This is a genomic window from Pseudogracilibacillus sp. SE30717A (genome assembly GCF_037071985.1).
Lineage (GTDB): Bacteria > Bacillota > Bacilli > Bacillales > Amphibacillaceae > Pseudogracilibacillus.
The window spans coordinates 92,474-116,061 of the sequence record NZ_JAXHDF010000010.1 but is presented as its reverse complement, the minus strand read 5'-3'; the positions used below and the strand labels follow the sequence as shown (position 1 = coordinate 116,061).

The 23,588-nt window shown below is 38.0% G+C and carries 25 protein-coding genes and 14 tRNA genes; 32 read left to right on the top strand and 7 right to left on the bottom strand.

Annotated elements, in window-relative coordinates; all coding sequences use genetic code 11:
* The 15 genes from SPD48_RS16140 (at position 1) to SPD48_RS16070 (ending at position 11,371) form a co-directional block, all read left to right on the top strand.
* Positions 1 to 999, top strand: a complete 999-nt coding sequence (locus SPD48_RS16140; protein WP_336259144.1) for an ABC transporter permease — start codon at positions 1 to 3, stop codon at positions 997 to 999.
* 49 nt (positions 1,000 to 1,048) lie between these two features.
* Entirely contained in the window at positions 1,049 to 2,251 is a 1,203-nt protein-coding gene (gene mtnK / locus SPD48_RS16135) for an S-methyl-5-thioribose kinase (protein WP_442962169.1), read from the top strand.
* Positions 2,252 to 2,254: 3 nt separating this feature from the next.
* Complete coding sequence (mtnA, locus tag SPD48_RS16130) at positions 2,255 to 3,328, top strand: S-methyl-5-thioribose-1-phosphate isomerase (RefSeq protein ID WP_336259142.1); 1,074 nt, start codon at positions 2,255 to 2,257, stop codon at positions 3,326 to 3,328.
* A gap of 89 nt (positions 3,329 to 3,417) precedes the next feature.
* On the top strand, positions 3,418 to 4,230 hold the full coding sequence (locus tag SPD48_RS16125) for a class II aldolase/adducin family protein (protein WP_336259141.1): 813 nt from the start codon (positions 3,418 to 3,420) through the stop codon (positions 4,228 to 4,230).
* 6 nt (positions 4,231 to 4,236) lie between these two features.
* Positions 4,237 to 5,757, top strand: coding sequence for an aldehyde dehydrogenase family protein (locus SPD48_RS16120; RefSeq protein ID WP_336259140.1), 1,521 nt, complete (start codon positions 4,237 to 4,239; stop codon positions 5,755 to 5,757).
* A gap of 9 nt (positions 5,758 to 5,766) precedes the next feature.
* Entirely contained in the window at positions 5,767 to 6,090 is a 324-nt protein-coding gene (locus SPD48_RS16115; RefSeq protein ID WP_336259139.1) for a BMC domain-containing protein, read from the top strand.
* A 26-nt stretch (positions 6,091 to 6,116) separates the two neighbouring features.
* Positions 6,117 to 6,416, top strand: a complete 300-nt coding sequence (locus tag SPD48_RS16110) for a BMC domain-containing protein (protein WP_336259138.1) — start codon at positions 6,117 to 6,119, stop codon at positions 6,414 to 6,416.
* A complete protein-coding gene (locus SPD48_RS16105; RefSeq protein ID WP_336259137.1) occupies positions 6,403 to 6,786 on the top strand; it encodes a BMC domain-containing protein in 384 nt (127 codons plus the stop codon). The genes SPD48_RS16110 and SPD48_RS16105 overlap by 14 nt, the downstream gene beginning before the upstream one ends.
* A complete protein-coding gene (locus tag SPD48_RS16100) occupies positions 6,779 to 7,054 on the top strand; it encodes a BMC domain-containing protein (RefSeq protein WP_336259136.1) in 276 nt (91 codons plus the stop codon). Before SPD48_RS16105 ends, SPD48_RS16100 begins: the two co-directional genes overlap by 8 nt.
* Before the next feature lie 25 nt (positions 7,055 to 7,079).
* Positions 7,080 to 7,355 carry a BMC domain-containing protein gene (locus SPD48_RS16095; RefSeq protein WP_336259135.1) on the top strand — a complete coding sequence of 92 codons (276 nt, stop codon included), beginning with the start codon at positions 7,080 to 7,082 and terminating at the stop codon, positions 7,353 to 7,355.
* Between the two features lie 39 nt (positions 7,356 to 7,394).
* Positions 7,395 to 8,057 (top strand): phosphate propanoyltransferase, encoded by a 663-nt coding sequence (locus SPD48_RS16090; RefSeq protein ID WP_336259207.1) that lies wholly within the window; start codon positions 7,395 to 7,397, stop codon positions 8,055 to 8,057.
* 3 nt (positions 8,058 to 8,060) lie between these two features.
* Positions 8,061 to 8,315 carry a EutN/CcmL family microcompartment protein gene (locus tag SPD48_RS16085; protein WP_336259134.1) on the top strand — a complete coding sequence of 85 codons (255 nt, stop codon included), beginning with the start codon at positions 8,061 to 8,063 and terminating at the stop codon, positions 8,313 to 8,315.
* A 132-nt stretch (positions 8,316 to 8,447) separates the two neighbouring features.
* Complete coding sequence (locus SPD48_RS16080) at positions 8,448 to 9,779, top strand: CoA-disulfide reductase (protein ID WP_336259133.1); 1,332 nt, start codon at positions 8,448 to 8,450, stop codon at positions 9,777 to 9,779.
* Between the two features lie 42 nt (positions 9,780 to 9,821).
* Entirely contained in the window at positions 9,822 to 10,655 is an 834-nt protein-coding gene (locus SPD48_RS16075; protein WP_336259132.1) for a CoA transferase subunit A, read from the top strand.
* Positions 10,649 to 11,371, top strand: coding sequence for a CoA-transferase subunit beta (locus SPD48_RS16070; RefSeq protein WP_336259131.1), 723 nt, complete (start codon positions 10,649 to 10,651; stop codon positions 11,369 to 11,371). Before SPD48_RS16075 ends, SPD48_RS16070 begins: the two co-directional genes overlap by 7 nt.
* 112 nt (positions 11,372 to 11,483) lie before the next feature.
* Here the strand turns inward: SPD48_RS16070 and SPD48_RS16065 are convergent, their stop codons facing one another.
* Positions 11,484 to 11,669, bottom strand: a complete 186-nt coding sequence (locus SPD48_RS16065) for a hypothetical protein (protein ID WP_336259130.1) — start codon at positions 11,667 to 11,669, stop codon at positions 11,484 to 11,486.
* Positions 11,670 to 12,130: 461 nt separating this feature from the next.
* Between SPD48_RS16065 and SPD48_RS16060 the strand changes: the two genes are divergently transcribed.
* The 15 genes from SPD48_RS16060 (at position 12,131) to SPD48_RS15990 (ending at position 14,830) form a co-directional block, all read left to right on the top strand.
* Positions 12,131 to 13,042: a chemotaxis protein gene (locus SPD48_RS16060; RefSeq protein ID WP_336259129.1), complete on the top strand. Its 912-nt coding sequence runs from the start codon at positions 12,131 to 12,133 to the stop codon at positions 13,040 to 13,042.
* 357 nt (positions 13,043 to 13,399) lie between these two features.
* A tRNA-Asn gene (locus SPD48_RS16055) sits at positions 13,400 to 13,474 on the top strand.
* Between the two features lie 3 nt (positions 13,475 to 13,477).
* Positions 13,478 to 13,570 (top strand) — tRNA-Ser (locus SPD48_RS16050).
* 13 nt (positions 13,571 to 13,583) lie between these two features.
* A tRNA-Glu gene (locus tag SPD48_RS16045) sits at positions 13,584 to 13,658 on the top strand.
* 47 nt (positions 13,659 to 13,705) lie between these two features.
* Positions 13,706 to 13,781, top strand: a tRNA-Val gene (locus SPD48_RS16040).
* A 93-nt stretch (positions 13,782 to 13,874) separates the two neighbouring features.
* A tRNA-Met gene (locus SPD48_RS16035) sits at positions 13,875 to 13,951 on the top strand.
* A 74-nt stretch (positions 13,952 to 14,025) separates the two neighbouring features.
* Positions 14,026 to 14,102, top strand: a tRNA-Asp gene (locus tag SPD48_RS16030).
* A gap of 9 nt (positions 14,103 to 14,111) precedes the next feature.
* Positions 14,112 to 14,184 (top strand) — tRNA-Phe (locus SPD48_RS16025).
* Positions 14,185 to 14,208: 24 nt separating this feature from the next.
* Positions 14,209 to 14,293: transfer RNA gene (locus SPD48_RS16020), tRNA-Tyr, on the top strand.
* An 8-nt stretch (positions 14,294 to 14,301) separates the two neighbouring features.
* A tRNA-Trp gene (locus SPD48_RS16015) sits at positions 14,302 to 14,375 on the top strand.
* 30 nt (positions 14,376 to 14,405) lie between these two features.
* Positions 14,406 to 14,481 (top strand) — tRNA-His (locus SPD48_RS16010).
* A gap of 11 nt (positions 14,482 to 14,492) precedes the next feature.
* Positions 14,493 to 14,564, top strand: a tRNA-Gln gene (locus SPD48_RS16005).
* A gap of 7 nt (positions 14,565 to 14,571) precedes the next feature.
* A tRNA-Gly gene (locus SPD48_RS16000) sits at positions 14,572 to 14,643 on the top strand.
* Positions 14,644 to 14,658: 15 nt separating this feature from the next.
* Positions 14,659 to 14,732, top strand: a tRNA-Cys gene (locus tag SPD48_RS15995).
* Between the two features lie 14 nt (positions 14,733 to 14,746).
* Positions 14,747 to 14,830, top strand: a tRNA-Leu gene (locus tag SPD48_RS15990).
* A 222-nt stretch (positions 14,831 to 15,052) separates the two neighbouring features.
* Here the strand turns inward: SPD48_RS15990 and SPD48_RS15985 are convergent.
* A complete protein-coding gene (locus tag SPD48_RS15985) occupies positions 15,053 to 16,291 on the bottom strand; it encodes an MFS transporter (RefSeq protein WP_336259206.1) in 1,239 nt (412 codons plus the stop codon).
* A gap of 406 nt (positions 16,292 to 16,697) precedes the next feature.
* On the opposite strand from SPD48_RS15985, the gene SPD48_RS15980 reads away from it, so the two are divergent.
* The gene (locus tag SPD48_RS15980) at positions 16,698 to 17,309 is read left to right on the top strand and encodes a YitT family protein (protein ID WP_336259128.1); all 612 of its coding nucleotides are present in this window, start codon (positions 16,698 to 16,700) and stop codon (positions 17,307 to 17,309) included.
* Between the two features lie 92 nt (positions 17,310 to 17,401).
* Here the strand turns inward: SPD48_RS15980 and SPD48_RS15975 are convergent, their stop codons facing one another.
* The 5 genes from SPD48_RS15975 to SPD48_RS15955 all read right to left on the bottom strand — a co-directional run bounded on the left by SPD48_RS15975 (position 17,402) and on the right by SPD48_RS15955 (position 21,776).
* Positions 17,402 to 17,953: a histidine phosphatase family protein gene (locus SPD48_RS15975; RefSeq protein WP_336259127.1), complete on the bottom strand. Its 552-nt coding sequence runs from the start codon at positions 17,951 to 17,953 to the stop codon at positions 17,402 to 17,404.
* Complete coding sequence (locus SPD48_RS15970; protein WP_336259126.1) at positions 17,938 to 18,705, bottom strand: phosphosulfolactate synthase; 768 nt, start codon at positions 18,703 to 18,705, stop codon at positions 17,938 to 17,940. Before SPD48_RS15970 ends, SPD48_RS15975 begins: the two co-directional genes overlap by 16 nt.
* Positions 18,706 to 19,142: 437 nt before the next feature.
* Positions 19,143 to 20,780 carry a GMC family oxidoreductase gene (locus SPD48_RS15965; protein WP_336259125.1) on the bottom strand — a complete coding sequence of 546 codons (1,638 nt, stop codon included), beginning with the start codon at positions 20,778 to 20,780 and terminating at the stop codon, positions 19,143 to 19,145.
* Complete coding sequence (locus SPD48_RS15960; RefSeq protein ID WP_336259124.1) at positions 20,770 to 21,378, bottom strand: gluconate 2-dehydrogenase subunit 3 family protein; 609 nt, start codon at positions 21,376 to 21,378, stop codon at positions 20,770 to 20,772. Before SPD48_RS15960 ends, SPD48_RS15965 begins: the two co-directional genes overlap by 11 nt.
* Before the next feature lie 5 nt (positions 21,379 to 21,383).
* On the bottom strand, positions 21,384 to 21,776 hold the full coding sequence (locus SPD48_RS15955) for a hypothetical protein (RefSeq protein WP_336259123.1): 393 nt from the start codon (positions 21,774 to 21,776) through the stop codon (positions 21,384 to 21,386).
* Between the two features lie 151 nt (positions 21,777 to 21,927).
* Here SPD48_RS15955 and SPD48_RS15950 point away from each other — a divergent pair, with 151 nt between their 5' ends.
* Complete coding sequence (locus SPD48_RS15950) at positions 21,928 to 23,574, top strand: thiamine pyrophosphate-binding protein (RefSeq protein ID WP_336259122.1); 1,647 nt, start codon at positions 21,928 to 21,930, stop codon at positions 23,572 to 23,574.
* The last annotated feature ends 14 nt before the right edge of the window (positions 23,575 to 23,588 follow it).

Sequence of the window (23,588 nt, the reverse complement as noted above, 5' to 3'; positions counted from 1 at the left end):
ATGACGGCATCGAATACAGAGTCAACCAATCGGTCAAAACGAAGATTCGACTTTTTCGATTTTTTATATAAATATGGAACAATAATTACAATCGTTTTACTTATCATTATTTTTTCCATTGCAAATCCAAGTTTCATTCAAATGGGAAATATTATTAATATTTTACGCTCTATCTCCATTGTAACCATTATTGCTATTGGAATTACGATTTCATTATCTGTTAATGGATTCGATTTATCAGTAGGATCGACTGCGTCTCTTACAAATGCTGTCGTTATGTCGATGTTTATCTGGTATGGGCAATCAACACCTGTCGCTATTTTAGTTGCGCTATTAGCAGCATTAGCAGTTGGACTTCTTAATTCTTTTTTAATTGTTAAAATACGTATCCCTGATATGTTATTGACATTAGCGATGATGTTTATCATCCAAGGGGTAGCACTGACATACACACAAGGCGCAACCTTATCAGAAAACATGATCATGCCAGATGGAAGTTATGCGGAAGGAAAGATCTCGCCTATTTTTGATAAAATCGGTCAAGTACCATGGATTATTATAATTATGCTCATTGTCGTTTTTGCCGTACATATTTTATTGACGTATACGAAGCACGGTCGTTATATGTATGTCATAGGTGGAAATGCAGAGGCTGCTAGATTATCTGGAATTCCCGTAAATAAATATAAAGTCGCTGCATATTTATTATCCGCAACGTTTGCGGGAATTGGTGGAATTGTATTAGCTTCACGTGTAGGTACAGCAGAGATTAATGCCGGGGGTTCTTACTTAATGGATTCAGTTGCAGCCGCATTTATTGGACTTTCGGTACTTGGTGCAGGGAAACCAAATGCGTTTGGAACGTTCGTAGGAGCCGTATTAATTGGTATTTTAGCAAATGGGCTAGTCATGTTGTCTGTTCCGTATTATGCGATGGATATTGTCAAAGGAACTGTACTGGCGTTAGCACTTGCACTAACCTATTATAAAATGAAATAAATAGACTAGGAGGTTTTGTGAGGTGGATTTTACGACAAGTTATTTTACGATGTCAGAAAAGGAAGCATTGGAATATGCAAGAACAAAGTTAGATTATTTTGCAGAAGATGCAGAGCTTACGTGTAAAGAAATTGGAGACGGTAATTTGAATTATATTTTTCGTATAGTAGATGAGAAATATAATAAGTCAATTATTATTAAACAAGCAGGTCCGGTTGCTAGAATTTCGGATGAATTTAAGGTCTCACCAGACAGAAACCGAATCGAAAGTGATATATTAAAACTTCATTATAAACTTGCACCAGATTATGCTCCAATTACGTATGAATACGACCCGATTATGAACTGTTTTGCGATGGAGGATCTATCTGATTATGAAATTATGCGAGCTGCATTAATGAAATATAAAGAATTCCCACTTTTTGCTGATCAGATTACAACTTTTATTGTCAATACATTAATCCATACTTCAGATGTCGTGATGGAACATAAAGAGAAAAAAGAACTTGTTAAAAAATTTATTAATCCAGAGCTTTGTGAAATATCAGAAGATCTTGTTTATACTGAACCATTTTATGACTGTCCAAGAAATGAAGTGTTTGATCCATCAAGGTCTTTTATTGAAGAACATATTTGGAATGATAAGCAGTTACAGTTGGAAACAGCTAAACTGAAATTTGAATTTATGACAAACGCTCAAAGTTTAATTCATGGAGATTTGCATACAGGTTCCATTTTTATTAAAGAAGATACGTTAAAAGTAATTGATCCGGAGTTTGCTTTTTATGGACCGATTGGATATGATGTCGGAAATGTAATTGCAAACTTGATCCTTGCTTATGTACATGCGCGATTTACAATCGAAGATGAAACAGAAAGAAATTCGTATGTAAACTACTTAAAGAAGACGATTCGAGAAGTAGTTAATCTCTTTAAAGATAAATTTAATCAAGCATTTGACCGTTATGCAACTGAACAAGTTACTGCATATGAAGGATTTAAGTCATATTATTTAGAGTCGATTTTAAAAGATACAGCAGCTGTTGCCGGATTAGAACTTTGCAGAAGAATTATCGGTTTAGCCCAAGTTGTTGATATCACTTCTATTGAAGATTCAGAAAAGCGAGCGAATGCTGAAAAAATTTGTTTGTTATCGGGTAAAAAGTTTATTTTAGAAAGAGATACACTTACTACTGGGGAGGGTTATGTCAACGTGATTGAAGCATTCGAGAAAGAAACATTGGAGGTATAAACAATGACTAATCCTGTAAACGTAATAGAGTCTGTGAAGTTAGACGATGAAGAAAATACATTAGTTATCCTCGATCAAACGGCGTTACCTAATCATAAGAACTTCTTACGCCTTATGACAGTGGAACAAGTATGGGATGCAATCTACCATTTAAAAGTACGTGGTGCACCTGCAATTGGAATCGCAGCAGCTTATGGGGTATATTTGGCAACAAAGATATCCGTTGCCTCCACAACAGAAGAATTATATGAAACATTTAAGCGGCATAAAGAATACTTAGCATCTTCACGTCCAACAGCAGTAAATTTATTTTGGGCACTTGATCGAATGGAAAATCGTTTTCTCAAAGAAAAACTAAAAAACCCAGAACAAGTAAAAGCGGCATTGAAAGAAGAAGCTGAATTAATTAAACAAGAAGATGAAGCGATTTGTGAATCGATTGGAAAACATGCATTGACCTTATTGGAACCAGGATGGGGGTTACTTACACATTGTAATGCTGGTACCATTGCTACTGCAAAATATGGAACAGCCCTAGCGCCAATTTATTTAGGACAGGAACAGGGCTATAATTTTAAAGTATTTGCCGATGAGACGAGGCCACTTCTGCAAGGTGCACGACTCACCGCATGGGAATTAAATGAAGCTGGAATTGATGTTACATTAATTTGCGATAATATGGCATCAATCGTGATGCAACAAGGTAAAGTCCAAGCCGTATTAGTTGGCTGTGATCGAGTGGCAGCGAATGGAGATACAGCAAATAAAATCGGTACGTCTGGTGTTGCGATCTTAGCTAAACATTATGGGATACCTTTTTACGTTTGTGCTCCATTATCGACTATTGATTTAGAATCAAAAACTGGAAAAGATATAGAAATTGAGGAACGACCGTCGGAAGAGATCACTTCCACATGGTATACAGAACCAATGGCTCCAACGGACGTGAAAACTTATAATCCTGCTTTCGATGTGACGGATCATTCGTTAATAACTGCAATTGTAACGGAAAAAGGGATTGTGTACCCAAATTATGAAACAAAATTACAAGAATTGTTTACAGAAGAAAGTAGTTAAGCAACATCTTGTCATGTTAATAGTTTATGAAAATTAACAAGATGTGGGTCTTCAAAATAGGTGTATTGCGAGAAAAGAGGTGACAGTATTTGAAACAAAAATATTATTCAGATTTTGAAGCGAAAAAACTAATTTGTGATATAGGAAAACGAATATATAATAAAAACTTTGTTGCCGCAAATGACGGAAATATTTCAGTCCGTGTAGGTCCGAATACAATTTGGACGACCCCTACTGGAGTAAGTAAAGGATTCATGACCCCAGATATGATGGTGAAAATGGATCTGTCAGGTAAGGTTTTGGCAGGAAGAAGCAAACCTTCCTCAGAAGTGAAAATGCATTTAAAAGTTTATAATGAAAATGAAGAAACAAACGCAGTTGTCCATGCCCACCCACCAGTTGCCACTTCATTTGCAATTGCGGGGATTAGTTTAGAAAAGCCAATTTCACCAGAAGCGGTCGTTTTATTAGGGAAAGTTCCATTAGCTCCCTATGCAACACCAGGTACACAAGAGGTTCCGGATTCAATTGCACCATTTTGTAAAGACTATCATGCAGTCCTCCTTGCCAATCATGGAGCATTAACATGGGGACGCGATTTAATAGAAGCTTATTACCGAATGGAATCATTGGAACATTATGCGATGATGCATATGTATACGACCAATATAATGAACAAATCAAATGAATTAGATTGTAATCAAATTGCCGATTTAGTAGAAATCCGACATAAGATGGGGATAAAAACAGGTGGTGTTCCTGCATGTGAACTTCCGAAACAAGAAGAGGCGACAGGAATGCAAGAAACAAACCAGGATCTTGACAAACAACAAGCACTCGAAGCAATTATCAGTAGAGTTACTGAAAAAGTGTTAGAGAACTTAAGCAAAAAGGGAGGGTAGACGGAAATGAATTTAACGGAAAAAGATATTAAAACTATTGTCGAATCAGTCATGAATAACGTTGAATCTACTCTTATACAGGATAGCAGCAAAGTAAATAATCCTATTCAATTAAAGACAATTACATCTTCTCTGGCTAGTTCCAACGAATCTTCCCATTTATTAAGTGAAGGTGAGTACGGTGTTTTTGCAGATGTGGAAGCTGCTATCGATGCAGCATATGATGCTCAAGGTGAGTTGATCAAAAATTTCGGTATCAAAGATAGGGAACGAATGATTGAATCAATTCGCCGTTTAATTCGTGATAAAAAAGAAATATTAGCTAGACTAGTACTGGAAGAAACACAGATTGGTAAATATGAGCATAAATTAGCTAAGTTGGAATTGACAATAGACAAAACCCCTGGAACAGAGGATTTACAAACAGATTCTTTTACTGGTGATGATGGACTTACTTTCGTGGAAAAGTCTCCCTTCGGACTAATTGGAGCAGTAACTCCTGTGACGAACCCAACGGAAACAATCATTAACAATGCGATTGGTATGATAGCTGCCGGAAACTCCGTTGTTTTTAATGCTCATCCCGCTTCCAAACAGTCCAGTGCATTGGCAGTAACATTCATTAATCAAGCGATCGAACAGAGTGGTGGACCTCAAAATCTTGTAACGATGGTAAAAGATCCAACTTTAAATACGCTTGAGACGATTGCAAAGAGTCAAAAGGTTAAATTACTTGTAGGGACGGGCGGACCTGCAATGGTAAGAACGTTACTTAAATCAGGAAAAAAAGCGATAGGAGCAGGTGCAGGGAATCCACCAGTTATTGTGGATGAAACGGCAAATCTAAAAAAAGCGGCAAAAGCGATTATCGAAGGCGCTTCATTTGATAATAATCTTCTCTGTATAGCGGAAAAAGAGGTATTTGTTTTAGATCATGTAGCAGATGACCTCATCTTTGAACTGTTAAATGAAGGAGCTTATATGTTAGATCGAAATAAGCTTGCTGATGTAATGAATTTTGCGTTAGAAGAGAACATCAATAATAGCGTAGCAGGCTGTAGTTATAAAAAACGAAATTATCTTGTATCAAAAGATTGGATTGGTAAAGATGCATCAACATTTCTTAATAAGTTAAATATAGTTGAAAAAGATGTGAAACTATTAATTTGTGAGGTTGATTTCCATCATCCTTTCGTCCAATTAGAACAACTGATGCCTATTTTACCAATTGTAAGAGTAAATGATATAGACGAAGCGATTAAAAAAGCAGTAGCCGCGGAGCATGGTAATCGCCATACAGCAGTTATTCATTCACAAAATATTGATACAATTACGAAGTTTGCTAGAGCAATTGAAACAACTCTATTTATTTCGAACGCTTCTTCCCTAGCTGGTGTAGGTTATGGTGGAGAAGGACATACAACAATGACTATTGCAGGACCAACAGGTGAAGGAGTAACTTCTGCCAAAACGTTTACAAGACAACGACGAACAGCTATTGCGGGCGGATTGAACATAATTGGGTAGGTGAAAGAAATGAATAAAGCGATTGGTCTACTGGAAGTACAAGGGTTCAGTGTTGCATTAGCAGCGATGGATCAAGCTCTGAAAGCAGCGGACATCCGCATAGAAGGTATCGATTGTAACAATCCCTCAAAAGGAGATCTTGCATCTATCCCAGTAGTTATTCAAGTGAAATTCAGTGGAACTATTTCAGACGTAAAAGTCGCCTTAGAAGTTGCGAAAGAAGCAGCCGAAAAGTATATAGCAAAGGAAGATATTTTAACACATTACATTCCATCGGCATTGAAAGAATTAGAACCACTGTTAACGACAGGAAAGGTAAATAGAAAAACATGAACAGATGGCCGGGAAGGTGGAATTAAATGAGTCATTCATTAGGAATTATTGAAGTAAGAGGGATTGTAACAGCCACTTCTTGTATAGATGCAATGGTTAAGTCATCCTATGTGACTATCTCTCGTATTGATCGAGTCGGTTCGGGATTAATCGCAATCATTATTAAAGGTGATGTCGCATCTGTTCAAATAGCTCTAGAGATTGGACGAGAAGAAGCAACAAAACATGGAGAGGTGATTGCTGCAAAAGTAATACCGAAACCTGATGATAAATTAGATTCATTCATATCTCTAGAGGAAAAGGTGAATGAAAATGAAAAAGTATGAGGCTATCGGCGTCATTGAAACTCAATATTTTCCCGTTGCCACGGAAATATTAGATCATGTTTGTAAGGCTGCTAATATTGAATTTTTATCTAGCGAAAAGTATTTAGGCGGACGGTTAGTCTCATTGATCATAGGTGGATCGATCGCTGATGTTTCTGAGGCAGTTCGTGTCGCAGAACAGGTTGGAGAAAGTAAACAAGGAAGTCCATTAAAAAAAGCAATTGTCATTACTAACCCACATGAAGAGATATTACGGTATATTATCTCTCCTAAGGAAAAAGTAAAAGGAAAAAAGCGATCAAAGAATACAATAAAAACGAAAAAAACAACGGCTAAGAAAAAGTCTGAGGAGGATAATACGAATGAGTGATTCATTAGGGATTATTGAAACTAGAGGGTTAACAGCAGCAATTGAGGCAGCAGATGCAATGCTAAAAGCAGCAAATGTAGAGATTGTTGGCAGTGAAAAAATCGGTTCAGGCTTAGTGTCTGTAATTATTCAAGGAGATGTTGGTGCAGTTAAAGCAGCAACAGAAGTCGGCGAAGAATCAGCAAGCCGTGTTGGTGAAGTAGTTGCGGTTCATGTCATTCCAAGACCACACGGAGATGTACGTACTTTACTTAACTTAAAAAAATAAGCAAGCCTATAGGAGGAATTTAAACATGAGTAATTCATTAGGAATGATTGAAACTAGAGGATTAACAGCAGCAATCGAGGCAGCAGATGCAATGTTAAAAGCAGCAAACGTAGAGATTGTTGGCAGTGAGAAAATCGGTTCAGGCTTAGTGTCTGTAATTATTCAAGGAGATGTTGGTGCGGTTAAAGCAGCGACCGAGGTTGGTGAAGAGGCAGCAAGCCGTGTTGGAGAAGTAGTTGCAGTCCATGTAATCCCAAGACCACATGGAGATATATCAAAATTATTGCCTGAATTAAAATAAAGTGGTGAATAAGCCGTGAAGCAATTTAACAAATCGGATATATATGAAGAGATAAAAAAAGCATTAGTAGAAGAATTGGGTTCACAGGCTTACCGAACAACATCGTATAAGCAGTCAAATGTGCCTGTAAGTGTATCTGCTCGTCATGTTCATTTACAGCCAGAACATGTAGAAAAACTATTTGGCAGAGGGTATACATTAAAGAAATACAGAGATATTTCACAACCAGGGCAATATGCATGCGAGGAAAAAGTGACGATCGCAGGGCTTAAAGGTTCTATCGAAAATGTACGCATCCTTGGCCCAACACGAAAAGAAACTCAAGTGGAAGTTTCACGAACGGATAGTCGTACATTAGGGGTCACGCCGCCAGTACGACGTTCAGGGGATATTAGCAATTCCGCTCCAATCCGTCTTATTGGACCAAAAGGAACGGTTCGGCTTACTGAAGGTTGTATCATCGCAGACCGACATATTCATATGTCACCATCAGAGGCACACGCATTCGGAGTAGAAAATCTCCAAAAAGTCTCTGTAGTGGTGGAAGGTGAAAAAGGTGGAGTGATGAACAATGTGACAATCCGTGTAAACGAACGTTACGTGCTTGATATGCATATTGATACAGATGACGCAAATGCATTTGGACTTATTGGGGGAGAAGTGTTAAAAATTGTCTCCTCCTCTCATAATGGAGGCCTGTAGAAAATGGTAATAGGTAGAGTAGTAAGCAGATTAGTAGCCACAAGAAAATATGATGAATTACAAGGATATAAAATGTTAATCATTGAACCGTATTTTGATGAAAATAAAAAGCATTTCGTGGCTGCCGATACAATTGGAGCAGGCGAAGGTGAACTTGTACTTGTTTCGTTTGGAAGCTCTGTGCAGCATGCATTAGATAAAACAGCTCCAATTGATGCACTTGTAGTCGGTATTCTTGATCAAGAACCAACGCTATAACCATGAAACTAAGTTTTTTAGCAGATAGGAAATATAAATCCTTTCTTACTGTTCACTGGCTAAAGACGCAACGTCATGGATTGAGACAGCTTACATGTCCCAACTAAATGTTTTGTTTAGGAGAAATTAACAATGAAGTTAATCGTCATTGGTGGAGTTGCGGCAGGAATGTCGGCGGCTTCAAAATTAAAAAGAATGAAAAGTGATGCACAAATAGTTGTGTATGAAAAAGGTGCTCATGTATCATATGGCGCCTGCGGCCTGCCTTATTATGTGTCAGGTGAAAATGATGATCATACAAAAATGATTGCTCGTACGAAAGAGCAATTTGAAGAGGCAGGCATCGATGTGTTTTTACATCATGAAGTAGTAAAAGTTGCTCCAGAAAGAAAACAGATTATGGTTAAAAACATTGAAAATGGAGATGTTTTTATCGATCACTACGATAAATTAATGATTGGAACAGGAACAATACCGATCAAGCCACCATTTGAAGGATTAGAATTGGAAAATATCCATGTTTTAAAAACGTTAGAAGATGGAATTGATTTAAAAAATATCGCCCATCAAGATGATGTTGAAAATATTGTTATTGTTGGTGGAGGATATATCGGCATTGAAGTAGCAGAAGCAATGCGATATATAGGAAAAAATGTTTCAGTCATTGAACAGGCTGATCGTGTTTTAACAAACTTTGATTCAGAAATAACGGATCTTGCAGAAAAGGAACTGAGTAAGCAAGGTGTCCAACTTCTTCTGAATGAAAAGGTTGAAAAATTTCTAGGTGAAAAAAAAGTGAATGCAGTTCAGACGAGTAAAGGGATTCATGCTGCTGATCTCGTTATTCTGGCAATTGGGGTAAAACCGGCAACAAAATTTCTTGAAAGTTCAGGGATTCATTTAGCGAATAATGGAGCAATTCGGATTGACCGGGAAATGCGTACGAATTTTGAAGATATATATGCAGCAGGAGATTGTGCAGAAGTATACAACAAAGTTATGCAAGAAAATTCATATATTCCACTTGGAACGAATGCAAATAAATGTGGACGAATTGCTGGAGAAAACATTGCCGGTAACCATGTAAAGTATACTGGAACACTTGGAAGTGCTGCTGTAAAAGTGTTTGATTTAGAAATTGCACGTACAGGAATGTCAGAAAAAGATGCACAAGACTTAGCGGTTGATTTTACGACAGTCTTTGTAAAGAGCAATGATCGTCCAAAATATTACCCGGATCAAACTCCGATTTGGATAAAATTAATTTGCGAAAAAAGAACGCGGAAAATATTAGGTGCACAAGCAATTGGACCAAAAGGGGTAGTCCTCCGTATTGATATGTTTGCTATTGCAATTCATAACAAAATGACAGCCGATGAATTAGGGATGACAGATTTGTGTTATGCGCCACCATTTGCAGGCGTTTGGGATGCTGTTCATATCGCGAGCAATGCTGTTAAATAAGACATTGATAATAGATGCAGGAAGATTGGTGGTGGATGGTCAATGGATAAGCAAATAACTTTAAGTGAAGCCGTAAATCTTGTAAAAGATGGGGATATATTAGCTCTCGGAGGGAACGTTTTACATCGGGCTCCGATGGCTTTTGTCCGCGAATTAATAAGACAGAACAAACGAGAATTAAACGTAGTAAAAACAGCAGGAGCACATGAGATTGACTTATTATGTGCGGCAGATGCAATCGACTCTGTTTCAGCCGGTTTTGTCAGTTATGAAACTAAATATGGTCTGGCCACTCACTATCGAAAAGCTGTACAAACAGGAAAAGTAAAAGCACATGAGCATGCTTGTTATACGGTAATTAATGCACTTAGAGCCGCTACAATGAATGTTCCTTTTATGCCAGTACATGGTTTAAAAGCAGGTGATCTGATTGAGAAAAATGATTATTTTGTTGTAGTTGAAGATCCATTTGGCGGAAAGCCAGTTACTTTGATTAAAGCAATCGTACCAAATGTGGCCATCATTCATGTTCAGGAATGTGACATCAATGGAAACGCTAGAATTTTTGGTCCTAAGTATGAAGATGTGTTAATGAGCCGTGCTGCGGATAAAGTAATAATTACTACCGAACGCATTGTAACTGAACATACGACTAAACAGCACCGAGAGCAAATCGATATTCCAGGATTTTTAGTTGAAGCGGTAGTTCACATACCTAATGGTGCAAGCCCTGGGTCCTGCTATAAACGATATGATGCTAATGATCGCTCTTTATCTTCCTTCTTATCCATGACATCATGGGAAGAAATAACAGCATATATTAAGTCATTTGAATCAGCTGATTATGCAGGTATAAGGAGGAAACAGGTATGGTAAAGCAATATCGGACGAGTGATATGATGACGTGTACGATTGCCCGTATGCTTCAAGATGGCGAAACCGTTTTTCACGGCGTTTCTTCCCATTTGCCGATGGTGGCTATGTTATTAGCAAAGAGTTTGCATGCACCTAATTTGGTTCAATTAAATATTCCAGGCGGAGTAAATCCCGACTCCATAGATAAAGCTTCCTATTCTTCGGCAGGAGCTGATTTATTAGAATGTGGGGAAGCGTATTTTCCTCTCGATCAATTATTTGATTTATCAATGAGAGGAAAATTGGATGTTGCTTTTTTAGGTGGTGTGCAATTCGATATCCATGGTAATGTCAATGCCTCGGTAATTGGTGACTATCGAAAACCTAAAGTGCGACTCCCTGGAGGTGCCGGAAGTGCCGTCCTTATACCAACAGCTAAAAAGGCGATAATTTGGCGTACAAAGCACGATCGTCGTACGTTTGTTGAAAACGTCGACTTTATTACGACAAGAGGGAATCTGTGGAAAATAGTTACCCCATTATGTGTGTTTGAATTTAAACACGGGAAACTACATTTAGACAGTGTCCATCCAACTTCATCTTTAGAAGAAGTTGCTGAAAATACGGGATTTAACTTGCTTTACGATGAAATTAAATATACTGAACTACCAACACAACATGAACTAAAAACATTACGGAAAATTGATCCACACGACTATCGATCGAGTGAATTTTAGCTCAAAGGAACAATGAGGACTGTACCCTTGTTGTTCTTTTTTGGTTTAAAATATTAAATTTTTCTAAAAGAAAGTTCGACAAAACATCAAAGGAATTTCCCCATCTTGATTCTTACTGTTTCTTACTTCTGTCTAATTTCTCATTCGTCATTTTTGCAATATCTGCTGGATTTACTATTTTTTCATGTCCAACTTCAATCCCGTACTGTACTCCAGTAGGATCGCTCATAACACCTTCTCTCATACCATCTGGATTAGGAGTTATTTTCTGGTTCGTATCACTTTCTTTTCTAGGCACTTTATTCACCTCCATTTTTCGCAGTTTTGAGCTATAGATTTTGTCGACCACGGCAACTAAGTAGATCATATTTATAAAAGGAAAAAATTGCTTAATTGGTCATCTAAACCGAGTTTATGAATGAATGGTTTAAAGGTATAAGGCTTAGTATAGATACACTAAACGCCCAACCCACTTCACTTAATGTAAAATGTATTAATAAATATGTTTCAACTTATTTTGGAGCTTTAACATAAAAATATACCAAATATTCGATTTCCTGCTTTATTTGTTTCCTTCATATAACATACTAATAATAATCTTTAGTATTTAATGATCATCTGATTTTGTACTTTAAAAAACATACTGAATAGAATGGCCCTTTCATGAAATAAAAAGTTGGTCTTCCCGAAACTTTCTGCTATAATAGTCGTAGTACTTTAGTTGCAATTTTTATAAAGATAAATTGGAGGCAAGTAGAAATGAGTTCAACGCAAACGGATATCTTATTAGAAAGCGGTACGAATGAGTTGGAAGTGATCATGTTTGAGATTGGTTCCGGAATCTTCGGTATTAATGTATTGAAAGTAAGAGAAATTATAAATGCAGTAGAAGTAACAAAGATACCAAACTCTCATGAGCATGTTGAGGGAGTTATTCGTTTACGTGAAGAGGTCTTGCCTGTTATTAATTTATCTCATGTTTTAAATATACCGGAATCAGAAAATCCTGAACGTGATAAATTTATTATTGCTGAGCTAAATCAAGTAAAAGTAGCATTTAGAGTTCATCATGTATCAAGAATTCACCGAATTTCTTGGGAACAAATAGAAAAACCATCTGAGTTGTCTTCAGGAGAACATGCTTATGCTATAGGAATTATCAAACTTGAAGATCAAATGTCTATTTTATTAGATTTTGAAAAAGTAGTTGTGGAAATTGATCCAAAATCGGGCGTTAATGTTGAAAGCTTAAAAGTACTTGGTCCACGAGAGCGTTCCACAAAAAAATTAATTGTAGCCGAGGATTCTGCAATGCTTCGTCAATTATTAAAAGACACTTTATCTGAAGCTGGTTATGAAGATATACTTTTTTTTGAAAATGGTAAAGAAGCATGGGAGCACCTAGAAGGTTTAACTGAGAATGAATCTGTTAACCTAAGGGAAGAAGTTAATATAGTAATTACAGATATAGAAATGCCACAAATGGATGGACATCATTTAACAGGAAGGATTAAAGGAAATTCACAGTTAAAGGATATCCCTGTCATTATATTTTCTTCGTTAATTACGAAAGATCTTTTTCATAAAGGAGAAACGGTTGGAGCGAGTGCTCAAGTAAGCAAGCCTGAGATCGTTACACTTGTTGAAAAAATTGATCAATTAATTAAATAAATTTAACATCCCTTCTTATGATAGAAGGGATAAATATTGTTTTTATTTAAAGGACATAACAGCATTATTAAGACGTTTAAAAAGAAATTTAAAAGTTTTTATTAAATAAGCTTGCATTTTTTTTAGAAAGAGATATAATATAAATTGTCGCTAAAATTCAGTGGCTTCAAACAAAAGATAAAATGTTTGTAGGTACATAAAAATCAACTATTTTTATTTTAACGTATTTCACACTAACACAGTGGTAGAACAAATCGGCAGAAAACGAATATTTATTTTCGTTAAAGTGGATAGTACTGTACGATGAGCCATTGAAAAGTTTGAACAAAACTTAAATATCTTCTATATTAATCATATTCCACAGTAGCTCAGTGGTAGAGCAATCGGCTGTTAACCGATCGGTCGTAGGTTCGAACCCTACCTGTGGAGCCATTCGGAGAGCTGTCCGAGTTGGTCGAAGGAGCACGATTGGAAATCGTGTAGGCCACTAACGTGGTCTCAAGGGTTCAAATCCCTTGCTCTCCGCCAGCATATAAAAACTGGCCCGTTGGTCAAGTGGTTAAGACACCGCCCTTTCACGGCGGTAACACGGGTTCGAATCCCGTACGGGTCACCAATATTTTTAAAAAATGCTATAATATATCTTAATAGATTATATTTAACGGAGGATTAGCTCAGCTGGGAGAGCACTTGCCTTACAAGCAAGGGGTCGCAGGTTCGAGCCCTGCATCCTCCACCATATTTTTACCTGCAGCATCTTCTACATGTAAGAGCTACGACGGGAACCTTAGGTCCTACCAAAATAGCAGGTCGAAAATAATTTAATTTATATCGCGGGGTGGAGCAGTCTGGCAGCTCGTTGGGCTCATAACCCAAAGGTCGCAAGTTCAAATCTTGCCCCCGCAACCAAATATCATATAATTGATTCATTTGACTAATACCAATTATTAATGGTATTTTATTATTGGTAAGATTGTTGTTATGGTCCGGTAGTTCAGTTGGTTAGAATGCCAGCCTGTCACGCTGGAGGTCGCGGGTTCGAGTCCCGTCCGGATCGCCATAATACTTTGGCTCGATAGCTCAGTCGGTAGAGCAAAGGACTGAAAATCCTTGTGTCGGCGGTTCGATTCCGTCTCGAGCCACATTTAATTATAAGCACTTAACGTGGAGGGGTAGCGAAGTGGCTAAACGCGGCGGACTGTAAATCCGCTCCCATCGGGTTCGGCAGTTCGAATCTGCCCCCCTCCACCACTTAATATAGGGGTATAGTTTAATGGTAAAACGAAGGTCTCCAAAACCTTTGATGTGGGTTCGATTCCTACTACCCCTGCCATAGTGGAATAATATACACCTAATGATGATGGCGGTCGTGGCGAAGTGGTTAACGCACCGGATTGTGGCTCCGGCACGCGAGGGTTCAAATCCCTCCGGTCGCCCCATTTTATTTCATTGGGCTATAGCCAAGCGGTAAGGCAACGGGTTTTGGTCCCGTCATTCCTAGGTTCGAATCCTAGTAGCCCAGCTAGCTTGCGGAAGTAGTTCAGTGGTAGAATATCACCTTGCCAAGGTGAGGGTCGCGGGTTCGAATCCCGTCTTCCGCTTTAATAATTTATTATGGCGGCATAGCCAAGTGGTAAGGCAGAGGTCTGCAAAACCTCTATCACCGGTTCAAATCCGGTTGCCGCCTCCAAGATAGATATTATTGCCAGTGTGGCGGAATTGGCAGACGCGCGGGACTCAAAATCCCGTTCCAGCAATGGAGTGTCGGTTCGAGACCGACCACTGGTATTTTTAGTATATTATAATTTAATTAAATTGATTTAAGCTCGTAAACTTGATATAAAAGGGTTTGCGAGTTTTTTAATTTTTTTAAGAATGTTTTATAAAATGATTGGATATTATATTGTTTTACACATTTTATACACAAGATTTACACTACTAAGTCTTCAAAAGTTTTCATGCTTAATCGTTCATCTTCTACTCTTAATTCTGTTAAAACATGTGTGTGTCTTATAAATATTTATAAAGAAAAACGGTGCCCTTATCTTCTTTTCCATCCATCCCTTTCACCTTGATAAGTAACCATATAAGTATTCCCACGATAAGCGATAAAATGGCAATACTCAAAAACATGCCGCTTCTAGACCAATCCATCAACCTGGAAAAGATGGGTGGTCCGATTGCCACACTTAAAAACCGAATTGAACCATATAAGGAAGAGACAAACCCTCTTCTTTCTTTTCCTACAGCTCCGGTTATCAGGCTGTTCACGCAAGGCATCACCATACCAGCACCAACACTACTTAGGGCTAAAACCAATAAAAAAGGAACAAGTTTTTCAAAAAAAACTAAAAGACCATAGGATACGGTCATTAAAAGAAATCCAATTATCATAAGCAATTTCATTTTCTCAAAATTTTTCCCAATTTTGTTTCCTGTCAAGTAGGAGTTAGTCACCATGACAAACAATGGTATCGCTAGTATTACACCTTTTAAGACACCATCAATTTTATACTTTTCCTCTAAAATGTCGGATAAAAAGAATAGTATGCCAAAAAGGGTGAATAAACATGTACCACCTGCAAGGTATACAGTAAAAAGCCACCTGCCCTCAAATTTAAATACACTGAATAATCCCTTTGCATATTTCCTAAGAGGCGGCGGAGATTGAAATTTGGCTTTTTCCTTAACAAAAAACCAAACAAGTAAAATTGAAATGAGACAAATTCCAGGAAATGCAAAAAATACAGAATACCAAACGATCAATCCGAAAAGGGATCCGAGGATTGGTGATACAACCTTTCCAAGTCCATTTGAAGCTTCAAATATTCCCAAAACCCTACTTTGTTCTCCGCCTTTAAATAAATCCCCTGTTAATGCCATGGCGATTGGGGCTGTCCCCGCGGCACCCATACCTTGGAATGCCCGTCCGATTAATATCCATAAATACGCATTTGAAAAAAAAGCCGCTGCGACCCCCGCAAGTATTCCGCCAATACCATACAGAAATAATGAAGGGATAATGACCATTTTCCTTGTAAATCGGTCAGAAAGATAGCCGACAAATGGAATTAAGATTGCGGCGGATACTGAAAAAACAGTAATTGTTAAACTAACTTGCATCTGGGACAGCTTTAGGGCTGACTTCATTGCGGGAAGTACGGGAATGATCATAGAGTTTCCCAAGACCATAATAAGCGGAATAGAACCAATGGCAGTTATGGTCATGCCCTTATTATTCGATGCCATGTATTTTTCACTCCGTATTTTTAAATTTGTTTTATTAATGATGAAATAATCTACTTCTTCCATTGGTAGTTTTAAACTAAACTTTTTTTCGAGCATCGCAACATAGATCCGAACTTCCGGTGTAAACTTAAAACCTTTTTAGTCTAACAGGTCAGAATTATATATTATTTAGGGTATTTCCAATGAAATCACGATGTATTTAGTTATCCCCCAAAATGATTAAATTATTTTCTATGATTACTTCTGTGTTACTTGAAATTATGCTAGAGCTATTAAGCAGATCTTGATTAAATTAAGGGAGTATCAACATAATCATGTTGGACATGCATAAACTGTACAAGCGGGAAAAATAATGGGGGAGAATTGTCATGAAGAAAAAAAACCTTAAACACCGTCTGTATTCCAAATGAAAAAGGGTATATTCATCTATTTTTTCCTTTTTTCTGGGGCAATTTTACAAGGCCTATCCATGGTATTTTTTTTCTTTCCACATTCCATCCCCTCGGGTGGAGCTGCGGGGTTTACCATTTTACTGAACCACTTTTTTGGATTACCCTATGGTTTGGCCTTTTGGTTTGTTAACGTTCTTTTTTTGGGCTTTGCACTTAATCACTTCGGTAAACGTTGGACATTCCGAACAATTTTATCTGTATTTACGATATCTACGACACTAAATGTTGTTTCATTTTACATGTCAATTCCACATATCAATTTATTTTTTGATATTTTATTTGGAAGTATTCTTTTCGGAGCCGGAATTGGATTACAAATTCGCGCTGGAGCCTCAAGCGGGGGGATGGTCATTCTAGCTTTGATGATTTCTAGCTACAAAAAATGGAGTCCGGGGAAAACATTGATGGGGGTTAATATGCTAATTTTTATATTAACTTCAGTAGTTATCGATTATAAAATCATTATTTACGCCATTATTTGTCAAATCATTTCTGCATTTATTATTGATTATATGAATGGCTTATCATTAAGCACTGTAGTTGGATTTACCTTGAGAAAAAAATAGGTGAATCAACAAATGAAGGGATTTTTATTGGGGTATTTGAATAATTTATGAATGCAATTTCAGAATACCCCGGAGTATTTAACACTATTCCCTTAATATGTTATTTTTTTTGCGTTATTAATATTCATGATGACGGGATCATTAAAACGGACCTTTCTTTTGTTCATATCGGACAGATTACCGTTATGAACGTAGGAGAGAAATGCACGAATCCAGGCACCATGTCCAAATAATAATATATTTTTATAGGACAGATATTTTTTTAAAAAAGCAGCTATCCTTTCCTCCAATGTCAAAAGACTTTCTCCAAGCCTAATTGTTTCAGGGTTTTCCATCCACTGTTTTCCAAAATGATCTAGCAGTTTTTGCCTTGGGTTGCCCTCATAGATACCAAAATCCAATTCATCCAATAAGGTTTCCACAAGCGGCTCAAAGTCATATTGTTTTGCCGTTTGCTGTGTCCTTCTTAATGAACTTGCAAGCACAAGATCATATGGTGCATTTTCCTGTAAGAGCAACTTATTTTTCATTATCCTTGCTTGGTGCTCTGTTGTAATGTCAGAAATGCTAATATTCTTTCTACCTTGTAATACTGCCTTTTTATTCCATTCCGTTGGCAGATGCCTTATTAGCGTAATTTGCATTTTTGTTCATCCATAAAAAATGTTTCACACCTCAGTCCATGGCGCTGAGTTTCCAAGACAAGTATTTCATTTGGCTTCACATTACCGAGGTTTACATTTGGTCCAATTCTATTAATAAAGTACATTTGTTGTTTCGGTGTCGGTGCTTCGAAAATGACTTTTTTCACATCAATATTGTTTAACAATTGTTCAATTAAATCTGAATTAATCGTGCCATCCTGATTGTAAATTCCTGCTGTTCCGGAATCCCTGCCTTCCATAATGACATAGTCACATCCAGATTCCAATAAAAGATTAATTTCATTTTTCCATTCAGGTATAAATATTTTTTTTGTCGTATCCTTGGAACCAACTTCAGCCACTATTCTAAAATCATCCCTCAGCGTAGAAATTAGATAAAGTCGTTCCTCAAGTGGAATATCCACTGTACCAGTTGAAACCTCAATCCATTCAATTCCTAGTTCCTTCAGGTTATCAACAAACTCGGGAATCTTCCCTTGGTAATAACATTTTTCAAATAATGTTCCTCCAAAATAAGGTATCACATTATATTTTTTGTATAGTTTAATTTTATCTTTTAGATTAGATGTAATATAAGCAGTGCCGATGCCAAACTTGGCTATATCAATAAAGTCTCCATAATCCAATAAAATATTTTCAAGTTCCCTACTTGGAACTCCCGAATCCATTATAGAAGTCAAACCATATGTTCTCTGGCCACTTACACGTTTTGGTAAATCTAAAAAATTCATTGAGAAAAACCCCTCCTCTTGTTACGATAACCTATTCAAAAACTAGGTAAATGTGCAAATTTGCAGAAAATAAGAAGGGTTAATATAGATAGTTTTTGCAAGTAAAGGTCCAGCTTCTTCCCAATGCTTAATCTATCAAATGCGAGAACGCCCGATCACAGTGATGGCGGTAGGTCAACAAGCGGCGGAGGAAGTGTGGCGGGGCGCAAGGTAATGACCCCTTGTCAAAAGGATAAATGCATTCAAATAGGGGGGCTACGTACTTCATAATAGCCTTTGTAAGTAATTTTCAACAATATTCACAGGAACTGAACCCTTTATGCCAATTATCGTTTTTTGATTTTTCACTTTGCTATAATAAAAAAGAATTAAGGGTGCACGTTCATTTCATTTATGATGTGCATCCTTAATTATTCTTTATCAAAAATCATAAAAAACTAGGATTTCGCAATATCACGATAATTTTCAATAATATGGTCTGCAGTTCTTGCAGCGATTGCCATCACTGTATTTGTCGGATTACCCCCACCAGATGTTACGAACAAACTGGCACTGCAAATAAATAGATTGGCAATATCATGGGTGCGCCCATAGGAGTCCGTAACAGAGGTTTCCGGATCATCACCCATCCGGCATCCACCCATTAGATGGGCTGTATCTGTTGTCACAAATTCCGGTGTACCGCCCGCCGCTTCAATGATTTCTTTCATTTTGGACACTGCATGTTTTATTAAGCGCTGGTCATTATCCCCATATGAAAAGGTAACATGCGGAATTGGCAGGCCATATTCGTCTTTTTCCGCTGAAAGGGTGACACTGTTATACGGGTTAGGAAGGACCTCACCGACTAATGTGATTCTCCCATAGTAATTGTAGTCCAGCATGGTGTTACGAAGCGCTGAACCCCAGATGCCCCCTCCGGATTTGGCGATAGCTTTAGCCGTTTCAACAGGTCGGGACCCGTGTGCATGCAGCGTATATCCCCTTGCAAAACCACGGTCTTTGTCTGTTTCATAAAATTCCTGCGTTGTCGCCAAGATTGGAGTCCCTTTGTACAAACGAATTTCATCTTCAAATTTACCGTACACATCGTTACTACTATGTACCATAATGGCTTTTCCAACCCAGCCACTGGAGTTCGCAAGCCCATTAGGGAACATCGGGTTTGCGGAATTAAGTAATAATCGCGGGGTTTCCACAACAAAATTTGCCAAAATAGTGATCGGTGCCTTTTGTTCATAGTCATTTCCATCATAATTAAAGATTACCCCTGTGGCTAACCCCTGATTGTTTGTGAGGACTTGTGTCACCATACTATCCGAAATAATTTCTGCCCCATGTTCAATTGCTTTTGGAATATGATGGACTAATGTACTAAATTTTGCATTTGGCATACACCCATAATTACAAAACCCGCGGTTAGTACATGGAGGCCGTCCATCGAATGGGGCTGAATTAATCCCAAGCGGGGGCACAACGGTACGAATCCCTAATTTTTCACAACCAATTCGAAACATTTGTGAATTGGAACTAATTGGATCCCGGCTTGGATAAGGGTATGGACCATGATATGCCCCCCACGGAAAATCTTTCGGCCCAGATACGGCGATATCTTTTTCAATTTTATCATAATAAGGTCTAAGATCCTTATAACGAATCGGCCAATCCTCTCCTACCCCGTCGATTGTTTTCGTTTGGAAATCACTTTCAAAATATCTAAGTAATACCCCGGTAAAGTGTGTGGTGCCCCCACCTACTCCCCGCCCACAGTTGTTATGCCCCAATTGAATGGGATGCCCACCGCCAACAATTCTTGTTTCTTGCCATCCAAGATGACCCATTGATAATTCATCACTTGCAAAATCTGACTCCGGATCCCAAAAAGGGCCCGCCTCAATAACGACCACCTTGAGACCCGCTTTACTTAGTTCATAAGCAAGAATACCGCCAGCTGCACCGGCACCAACTATACAAACATCCGCGTCATCTTTATATTTTCGATTATTTAAATGGGTATATCGATAATCGTTAAAATGATTGATATGATGTCTAGGGCTTTCGTTTTTATTCGGCATCTCTTCTTGCCTCCCATGGATCTGTTAATCCTAATTCTGTCCGTACATAACCACGTGGATATGCGGGTCCGGCATAACCAATCTCTGACCACACAGTTGGATGTGAATAATAGGCTGCCGTCGCTTCATAAAAAATTTTATGAATAAAATCCAATGACGGAATACTTTTTTTCCCGTCCTGTAAAGGAAAAACCCCTTCCATTAATCCCTTTACAACTTTCTTTTTGACTTCTTTATTCAATGCTTTAAATGTAAAGTTATATTTCTTATGGCACACCTGATTAAGTAGTTCCATTCCCTCACGGATCAACAGTGGCTGTTTCGGTACATTTGCTTTCCTTTGAGATTCCCCGATATTTGCTTGTAAAATGTTATCAAAATGATGAACTATAAATGTAAGGATCGGGCGGCGCTGATCGTCAAGAAGGATGGAACATAGACTGTACAGTGTGTCCACTTCATCTATTGTAAAAAACTTCAAATCGGGTGTTAATTTTTTGTCCAATCTATTTCCGACAATTTCCTGTGTATGCGAATCCCAATATTCTTTTTCGTCCATCACATTAAATGTAGGGTAATGTCCATGTTTTTCCGTCAATGTATTCACCTCCAATGCAGCGCAAACAAACCCAGAACACTAGCTGCAGTAATTAAGGACGGAAGTGTAAGTGGTGGACCGATTAGAAAATTACGCAATTTATAGCCGTCCACCCTTTTTCCAATTCCTTTAATATGCATAAATGAGCCAAACAAACCTGCAAGCACCCCAACCACGAGCAATACTGTTAACAATAATAATAACCAGTTTGCATGATAAAAGGTATAAATGATGAGTAATAAGCCAAACAGCGGTGTAGCAGTTACAGGTATCCACATAGACCAATGGCGAAAATTTTGCCGATAGTGAAATAGTGTTACCTGTATAAAAATCACAAGAAATAACAATCCCATTGCCAGAACTATAATTCGATGTAATGACCAACCATCCCAAACCATCTTTCTTCACCATCCATTCTTAATTAAACATACATGTAGTGTGTTTAAAATAAATATTCCTATTCTTGACATTTTTCCGGAATAATGGGGGGAATACTGGGGAAACTACCGGGCAATTAGAATGTTTTACATGAGTAAAGGAGTTAAATAAATGCCATCTAATGAAAATCAAATAGACCCTATTCAACAACTACCTAACTCGAGCACGGTTGCTGAGACAATAATTGAACAACTTCATCTATGGGGTGTTAAACGAATTTATGGTGTAGTCGGTGATGCCATTTTTGGGTTATTGGATGCTATTGCAAAACAAAATAAAATCCGGTTTATAAGTGTTAAACATGAATCCGTTGCAGCAATGATGGCATCAGCGGAGGCTAAATTAACAGGGAATATCGGTGTTTGTATCGCCCAAATGGGTCCCGGGTTAGCAAATTTAATAAATGGATTGGGGGATGCATACTTGGATAAGGCCCCTGTTCTAGCGATAACCGGACAGTCGCCACTTAAAAAAATCGGAACGCCATATAAACAACTAATTAATCAACAACAATTGATGCAGGCAATTTCCGGGTACAGCGAACTTGTTGTTCATCCGGATGTGGCAGTTGTTGCTCTTGCAAAGGGAATACATACGGCTGTATCTATGAACACAGTTGCACATTTATCTATCCCCACAGATCTATTTGAACATATAACCTATGCACAGCCCCATCAACCAGTCAAAAAAAAGCCAGTTTTTCACCGCCCGGAACAATTTGATGAGACCGTTAGCATAATGGAAAGTGCGACATCCCCAATGATGATGGTTGGAAATCAGACAAGAACTCTAAACCCCGAAATTCAAAAGTTAGCTGCGCATTGGGGCAGTGGTATTGTGACCGCATATGGGGCAATTGGAATGTTTGCAAATGATTTTCCCTTCTATTTGGGGGGGATCGGTGAAGGTGGTAACCCAAATGTAACACCATTATTCAAACAAGCAGATGTTATTTTGGCAATTGGGACCTCCTGGTGGCCGGCTGGGTTTTCACCGGTGGCAACTAAGATCATTCAAATTCAAGATAATGAAATGAAAATTGGAGAAGGAATGCCGACAGATCACGGGATTACGGGTTCAATACGTAGCATTATAACAATCCTTAATGAAAAATTGCAGTTCCATACACCTAATGAGGAATGGATTAATCAGATCTGTGGGTGTCATCAAATGTGGTCACTAAAAAAAGAAAGCGGAAATTCCCCGTCCCCCATATCCCCATCATCTATTGTAAATGCAATTGAACGAAATATTACGAAGGAAACAATTATCGCATTGGATGAAGGGGATTCAACCCTTTGGTTTATGGAAAATTTTAAAACACAATGTCGCGCTATTCTTCTCTCGCAGAACTGGCGTACAATGGGCTTTGGCCTTCCAGCAGCTCTTTCTGCAAAATTAACGATGCCGGAAAATCAGGTTATTTGTATTACAGGTGATGGAGGGCTTGGAATGGTATTGGCCGATTTACTTACTGCAACAAGATATAAACTGCCAATTACCGTAGTTGTCTTTAATAATGGGAAACTACAAATGGAAAAAAACAAAATGACGTTCAAGGGACTTATTGCGGAGGGAACCGATATCACAAATCCCGATTTTGCCGCACTTGCTAAAGCCTGCGGTTGGGAGGCCCATATAGTTAAAGATGAAAATGAACTTGAAAAATTACTGCAATTAGCGCAAACTAAACAAGTCCCAATGCTGCTTGATATCCAAACCGCACAAGATGTTTATCCAAATTATCAAAGTGAATGAAAGGAAAATGAAAT

Excerpts from the sequence above, each read along its gene's own strand:
- SPD48_RS16140 (WP_336259144.1), top strand. The coding sequence starts at position 1 with ATGACGGCATCGAATACAGAGTCAACCAATCGGTCAAAACGAAGATTC.
- mtnK (WP_442962169.1), top strand. The coding sequence starts at position 1,049 with ATGTCAGAAAAGGAAGCATTGGAATATGCAAGAACAAAGTTAGATTAT.
- mtnA (WP_336259142.1), top strand. The coding sequence starts at position 2,255 with ATGACTAATCCTGTAAACGTAATAGAGTCTGTGAAGTTAGACGATGAA.
- SPD48_RS16120 (WP_336259140.1), top strand. The coding sequence starts at position 4,237 with ATGAATTTAACGGAAAAAGATATTAAAACTATTGTCGAATCAGTCATG.
- SPD48_RS16115 (WP_336259139.1), top strand. The coding sequence starts at position 5,767 with ATGAATAAAGCGATTGGTCTACTGGAAGTACAAGGGTTCAGTGTTGCA.
- SPD48_RS16110 (WP_336259138.1), top strand. The coding sequence starts at position 6,117 with ATGAGTCATTCATTAGGAATTATTGAAGTAAGAGGGATTGTAACAGCC.
- SPD48_RS16105 (WP_336259137.1), top strand. The coding sequence starts at position 6,403 with ATGAAAAAGTATGAGGCTATCGGCGTCATTGAAACTCAATATTTTCCC.
- SPD48_RS16100 (WP_336259136.1), top strand. The coding sequence starts at position 6,779 with ATGAGTGATTCATTAGGGATTATTGAAACTAGAGGGTTAACAGCAGCA.
- SPD48_RS16095 (WP_336259135.1), top strand. The coding sequence starts at position 7,080 with ATGAGTAATTCATTAGGAATGATTGAAACTAGAGGATTAACAGCAGCA.
- SPD48_RS16085 (WP_336259134.1), top strand. The coding sequence starts at position 8,061 with ATGGTAATAGGTAGAGTAGTAAGCAGATTAGTAGCCACAAGAAAATAT.
- SPD48_RS16080 (WP_336259133.1), top strand. The coding sequence starts at position 8,448 with ATGAAGTTAATCGTCATTGGTGGAGTTGCGGCAGGAATGTCGGCGGCT.
- SPD48_RS16075 (WP_336259132.1), top strand. The coding sequence starts at position 9,822 with ATGGATAAGCAAATAACTTTAAGTGAAGCCGTAAATCTTGTAAAAGAT.
- SPD48_RS16070 (WP_336259131.1), top strand. The coding sequence starts at position 10,649 with ATGGTAAAGCAATATCGGACGAGTGATATGATGACGTGTACGATTGCC.
- SPD48_RS16060 (WP_336259129.1), top strand. The coding sequence starts at position 12,131 with ATGAGTTCAACGCAAACGGATATCTTATTAGAAAGCGGTACGAATGAG.
- SPD48_RS15985 (WP_336259206.1), bottom strand. The coding sequence starts at position 16,291 with ATGGCATCGAATAATAAGGGCATGACCATAACTGCCATTGGTTCTATT.
- SPD48_RS15980 (WP_336259128.1), top strand. The coding sequence starts at position 16,698 with ATGAAAAAGGGTATATTCATCTATTTTTTCCTTTTTTCTGGGGCAATT.
- SPD48_RS15975 (WP_336259127.1), bottom strand. The coding sequence starts at position 17,953 with ATGCAAATTACGCTAATAAGGCATCTGCCAACGGAATGGAATAAAAAG.
- SPD48_RS15970 (WP_336259126.1), bottom strand. The coding sequence starts at position 18,705 with ATGAATTTTTTAGATTTACCAAAACGTGTAAGTGGCCAGAGAACATAT.
- SPD48_RS15965 (WP_336259125.1), bottom strand. The coding sequence starts at position 20,780 with ATGCCGAATAAAAACGAAAGCCCTAGACATCATATCAATCATTTTAAC.
- SPD48_RS15955 (WP_336259123.1), bottom strand. The coding sequence starts at position 21,776 with ATGGTTTGGGATGGTTGGTCATTACATCGAATTATAGTTCTGGCAATG.
- SPD48_RS15950 (WP_336259122.1), top strand. The coding sequence starts at position 21,928 with ATGCCATCTAATGAAAATCAAATAGACCCTATTCAACAACTACCTAAC.